Below are 4762 nucleotides of genomic sequence, written 5' to 3' on the forward strand. Positions count from 1 at the left end.
GAGTGTTCGTCGGGGATGCGGTGATTTACTGCGAGATCGACTCGTTCTTGCCCGTTCGGGACGAATTTGAATTCCTGCGAAAGTCGTCGCTGAAGACCATGGATGGCCGCGAGGAGTCGGCCGAGCAAGGCGAATTGGTCGGTCCGGGAATCCAGAAGAGCCGGTATCGATTGAAAGAGACTGCCGTCTTCGTGTTCAACGTCTTCGACGTCGGCGTTCCTGGAGACATCCCGAATGGAATCGCCTCAAAAAACACAGAAGGTACAAGAATCAGTGAAGGGAGTTTTAGCTTGGACGAAGGCGTTTAATTTGTTGCACCAGATCAATGTCTACCGCCGACTCTAAGCGTTTTGCGGCCGCGAGGCAGTATTGCCAGTCGAACCGTTCTCCAAGAACCTCAACAATTCCCTTAACGTCGTCCAGGTCTCGTGCACGCCCAGCCAGGGTTTTTAACACCACCAAATCCTCTGGAGTCGCCACGAAAATTTCGTGCCCCTCGAAGATCATTGGATCGGCCCGCTCAACAATGTCCTTCTCAAAACCGGAAAGACCGATCGCCAAGTCCAATTGAATGCCGCTGGATCGATCGATGACTGGTATCAATAGCGCGGATCTCGCAACCTGTTCATAGTTTTCGAGCAAAGGGGAGAAACCGCAATTGCCGAGGGACTCGACCAGGTCCAAGGCGTCGTCGAGGTTGCAGAGCGCAATGAGGTCGATATCTTCTGTCGCTCGAATTCGACCTCTGATCGAAGCGGCGAGACCGCCGATCAGCGCGTAGCGATAATTCCGCGCCTCCAACTCTCCTGCGAATTTCGCCAGTACCTCGATCAACATTCGATTGCTAGACTGCCTTTTCACCCGAGTTGAACGCTGCAACTTGCCTCACCCGAATCGGAAGCTTTTCGGCCATCCATCGTTTTTGGCGATCGATCGGGGGCAGGTCTGGCTTTTCTACGCCCCGGCAGATGGCGACCAACTCGGCGAAGCGCTCGACCTTCTGTATCGGACTTGCCTGTCGTTCAAAATCAAGGCGAGCCATCGCAGTAGATGTTTCAAAAAGGCCAAAGTCGTGTTTGGGTGCATAGCTCATTTCCCCAGTATAACCTCCGGATTCAACGAGTCGATTCCACGCTCCGGTGGCCGACACCGGAGCATCGAAAACCGGCAGGGCGTTGCAGATTGAGGCCACGACTGAACATGCGAACAGAGCGACAGTCGAGTCAAATGAGCCAACTTGGTGCTCACTGAGGTGAACTTCGTTCGTGCAGCGGTGAATCTGACCGCCGCGCCGTATGGCATCACAAACCAAGCTAAACAGCTTGATACGAGATTCCATGCTCAGCTTGTTCTTGTCGCAAAACTGCGTTATCGGCTCGCCACGGACGAGCTCAAGCACAAAGTAGGGACGCCCGGATTCCGTCTCGCCGCCGTCGAAAACCTTCGCGATATTAGGATGATCCATCATTGCCAATGCCTGTCGCTCAGCCTCGAACCTTGCAACCACTTCTTTCGTCTCCATTCCTGGCTTGATGATCTTGAGAGCCACTTTTCGTCGCACAGGCTTGGTCTGCTCAGCCATATAGACGATGCCGAAACCGCCTTCGCCGACCTTCTGTAGTAACTTGTAGCGCCCGACATGGGATCCGATTTGCTCGACGATCCGTGGCGCATCAACGGTTGGAGCGACGATCGGTGACTCAAGAAATCCCGATTCTGTTTCCAAGGCTGACAACAGCGCATCGACCCGCTTCCGCAAGGCGCGATCCCCCTCGCAAACCTGTTCCAGGTATTCGTCCCGAACATCAGCAGACTCGATTTTTCGCGCCGTGCCAAAGATCACTTCTTCAGCAGGTTGATTGTGTCGCATCGCTAATAGTTTTAGAGAAAGTACGCTTAATCGGGGCCTCAAGAGTCAATGCGACGCACTGCGGAAAATCACCCAGCTGTTTTGAGCATTTTTCAATGCTGCTCAATTTCCGACATTTCTACCCGGAGCCAGCTCTTGGCGTAGAACCAGTCGTTGTCGGCGGTCGAATTCGAGACTCCCAGCACTGCGGCGGCCTATGCAAGGGTCAAACCCGCAAAGAACCGCAGCCTAACCAGCTCCGCTTTTCGAGGGTGCTGTTGCTCAAGCCTTTCCATCGCAGCATTCAAAGCCAGCAAGTCGAGATCCGGACCTGCTACCTCGGGTTCGACGACTGACATGTCCACTCGCTGAAAATCACGCCCCGCTTTGTGTCGCTGCTTGTGTCGAGCATTTTCAACCAGAATTCTCTGCATCGCCCGCGCGGCAGCACCAAAGAAGTGTCCTCGCGAGTCCCAATCCTTGCCAGCAACGTCACCTAGCAAGCGGAGGTAGACCTCATGGACCAGCGCAGTTGCTTGAAGAGTCTGCCCCGGCTTCTCTTGGGCCAATCTAACTTTGGCAAGCTCTCGTAATTCGTCATAGACGAGCGGTAGCAACTGCTCCGATGCACTCGGATCGCCCTGCTCGATCTGCCGGAGAATCTGTGTGACGTCGGACATCCATACAGGATAACGAGGCTGGGGGACCTCAGTCTGGATTTCAAAGTGGGGACAGCGAAATCGCTGCCATTGAGCGCCTCTGAGCATGGCTGATTACCGTGCGGCAGTGCTGGAGACCAAAGCGGATTCCAGCCCGCCATTTTCCTGCTCCGGTGCCCGACGCCGGAGCATCGGAAACCGGCCGGGGCAATTTCGATTGAGGAGGAGACTGAACATGTGGACAGGGAGATCGTCGAGTCAAACGAGCCAACTTGGGGCTCATTGAGATGAAGTTCATTCGTGCAGGCGGTGAATCTGACCGCCGCGGCGTCGCTGGCACGATTCGAGCTGGCGGTCGATGCATCCGCCCGCACTAGAACCGTGGAGTGCGGTCGCTTCCAAAGGTCAGATGTTGGCCGTTGGAAAGCAATGTCAAATGGTGTCGTTCGAAAATTCGAGGCCCGATCGACTTCGGTTGTTTTCCAAATTCAAATGAAGAATTTAGGGAGAGCCTGGCGAATTTGGGTCGAGTTCCACCTTCAACCAAGCTCGACAATATTCCCACCAGCGGAAGGCGGTCGGGACCGAGATCCCCAGGGCATGTCCTGCCTCCTCGGTTGAAAGACCAGCATAAATCTTCAGTTTGACAAAGTCCGCTTTCGCTTGATGACGCGTGGCTAATTTGACAAGCGCATCATCCAGCTCCAACAACCTTTGTTCGTGGTCAACTTGTCCGATGAGTTCGGATTTGAGTTCAACTCGAATGGCATTGCCCCCTCGCTTGGCCGCTTGTTTTCGACGCGCGTTTTCAATCAGGATTCGGCGCATCGCTTCGGCCGCTGCCGTGAAAAAATGCCCGCGTCCCTGCCACGGCTGGTGGTGATCTGTTCCCAGTAACCGCAAGTAGGCTTCATGCACCAAAGCTGTGGCCTGAAGCGTTTGGCCCGCTTTTTCACCGGCCATCTGGATTCTAGCCAGACTGCGGAGTTCATGATAAATCAAGGGAAGCAATTCATGAGCCGCATCCGGATTGCCATTGGCGATGGCTCGAATTAATTCGGTAACATCAGTCATTGTCGTCGATGGATCGGAACTCTATTTCGCTGGGATCGTCAACCAATTCTCGACCATTCTCTCGTCGGCGATACGCCACAACCGCAGGCGGCCGTAACGTCGCCCGCTGGATACGATCAACTTTTCATCAGGGGATACTGCCAGTCCATATGCCGTATCCTGATGTCCCTCAAAGCGAGCTTTCAGTCGTCCCGAGTCGATATCGAAAAATCGTATCGAGCCATTGCCTGTTGCAGCAACAATCGTCTGATCGTCGTCCACCAAGGCGATCCCATGTATCGTGTCAAATACACCGACGATCGTTTGCTTCACTTCGCCGGTATGGATATCCCAGACCTTGATCGTGTGGTCCCAACTTCCGGTGGCGACGGTATTTCCATCCTTGGACACAGCGATTGCCCAAGCCCAGTCATCGTGAAGGTGATGAAAAGTCTCCTTCCATCGCTTTTGTTCGGTATCACCGATTGTCAGATTCGATTGATTGTCTGCGGCGATCACCAAGTCACCAGCAAATTTTAGCCGACTGACTGCAGTCTTAGGTGCGATACCACGCATCCGCTCCAGCGAGGATTTTGACCAGTTGCACAAAGTCGCACTTCCATCCGAGTAACCCAATGCGATTCTGTCTTGATCTCTCGGATCGATTGCGATGGCTGTGACCGAAGACGATTCGCGGTCCCGAGCGATGTTCAGTTCTTCAACGTCACCTGTGTTTGCGTCCCAACGAAGCAAGACTCCGTCGGTAGAACAGAGATAACCGATACCGCTCGGTGCCATATCCATGCACCGAAAGAGTTGCCCATCGAACGGGTGTTCGAGAGAGGCTCCGTGTCTGGTGTCGAAAACCGAAAGCGATTGTCGATAGCTGTTCCCTGCGTTCAAGGTAGCAACCTTTTTGTTGTCGTCGAAAATCTTGACGGTTCGGCAAGAAACAACGCCCCCGATCGCATCGACCAGTGCTTCAGCAAGGTCCCACATGGCGAGAGTTCGATGGCCAGCTACAAAAAACGTGCCTCCGTCTGGGGAAAAGCAACCAGCGTGTCCATTTGAGTAGGCTCTGAACTTCTTAATTGGGGCACGGGTTTGAAGGTCCCAAACATATGCCTCGTCCTGCCGACCGCTCGAAGCCAGAAAGCGTTCATCGGTGGGACAGAACTGCACGTTTCGGACCTGGTCATCG

6 protein-coding genes are annotated in these 4762 nt (G+C 54.1%); 1 reads left to right on the top strand and 5 read right to left on the bottom strand.

Annotation, left to right across the window (positions count from 1 at the left end; translation table 11 throughout):
• On the top strand, window positions 1-308 hold a 308-nt coding region (locus H1B37_RS32290), incomplete at its 5' end, for a hypothetical protein (protein ID WP_220498483.1).
• On the opposite strand, the gene H1B37_RS32295 is transcribed toward H1B37_RS32290, so the two are convergent.
• The 5 genes from H1B37_RS32295 to H1B37_RS32315 form a co-directional block, all read right to left on the bottom strand.
• The gene (locus H1B37_RS32295; protein ID WP_182871405.1) at window positions 286-837 is read right to left on the bottom strand and encodes a DUF6036 family nucleotidyltransferase; all 552 of its coding nucleotides are present in this window, start codon (window positions 835-837) and stop codon (window positions 286-288) included. The two genes, H1B37_RS32290 and H1B37_RS32295, sit on opposite strands and share 23 nt — an antisense overlap.
• Before the next feature lie 7 nt (window positions 838-844).
• Window positions 845-1870 (bottom strand): protein kinase domain-containing protein, encoded by a 1026-nt coding sequence (locus H1B37_RS32300; protein WP_182871406.1) that lies wholly within the window; start codon window positions 1868-1870, stop codon window positions 845-847.
• Window positions 1871-2064: 194 nt separating this feature from the next.
• Window positions 2065-2529, bottom strand: coding sequence for an ECF-type sigma factor (locus H1B37_RS32305; protein ID WP_353620976.1), 465 nt, complete (start codon window positions 2527-2529; stop codon window positions 2065-2067).
• A 480-nt stretch (window positions 2530-3009) separates the two neighbouring features.
• Window positions 3010-3582 carry an ECF-type sigma factor gene (locus tag H1B37_RS32310; RefSeq protein ID WP_182871407.1) on the bottom strand — a complete coding sequence of 191 codons (573 nt, stop codon included), beginning with the start codon at window positions 3580-3582 and terminating at the stop codon, window positions 3010-3012.
• Between the two features lie 21 nt (window positions 3583-3603).
• The coding region (locus H1B37_RS32315; RefSeq protein ID WP_220498484.1) for a WD40 repeat domain-containing protein at window positions 3604-4762 on the bottom strand (1159 nt) is incomplete at its 5' end.

The organism is Stieleria mannarensis, assembly GCF_014154935.1.
Lineage (GTDB): Bacteria > Planctomycetota > Planctomycetia > Pirellulales > Pirellulaceae > Stieleria > Stieleria mannarensis.

Excerpts from the sequence above, each read along its gene's own strand:
- H1B37_RS32305 (WP_353620976.1), bottom strand. The coding sequence starts at position 2,529 with ATGTCCGACGTCACACAGATTCTCCGGCAGATCGAGCAGGGCGATCCG.
- H1B37_RS32300 (WP_182871406.1), bottom strand. The coding sequence starts at position 1,870 with ATGCGACACAATCAACCTGCTGAAGAAGTGATCTTTGGCACGGCGCGA.
- H1B37_RS32295 (WP_182871405.1), bottom strand. The coding sequence starts at position 837 with ATGTTGATCGAGGTACTGGCGAAATTCGCAGGAGAGTTGGAGGCGCGG.
- H1B37_RS32310 (WP_182871407.1), bottom strand. The coding sequence starts at position 3,582 with ATGACTGATGTTACCGAATTAATTCGAGCCATCGCCAATGGCAATCCG.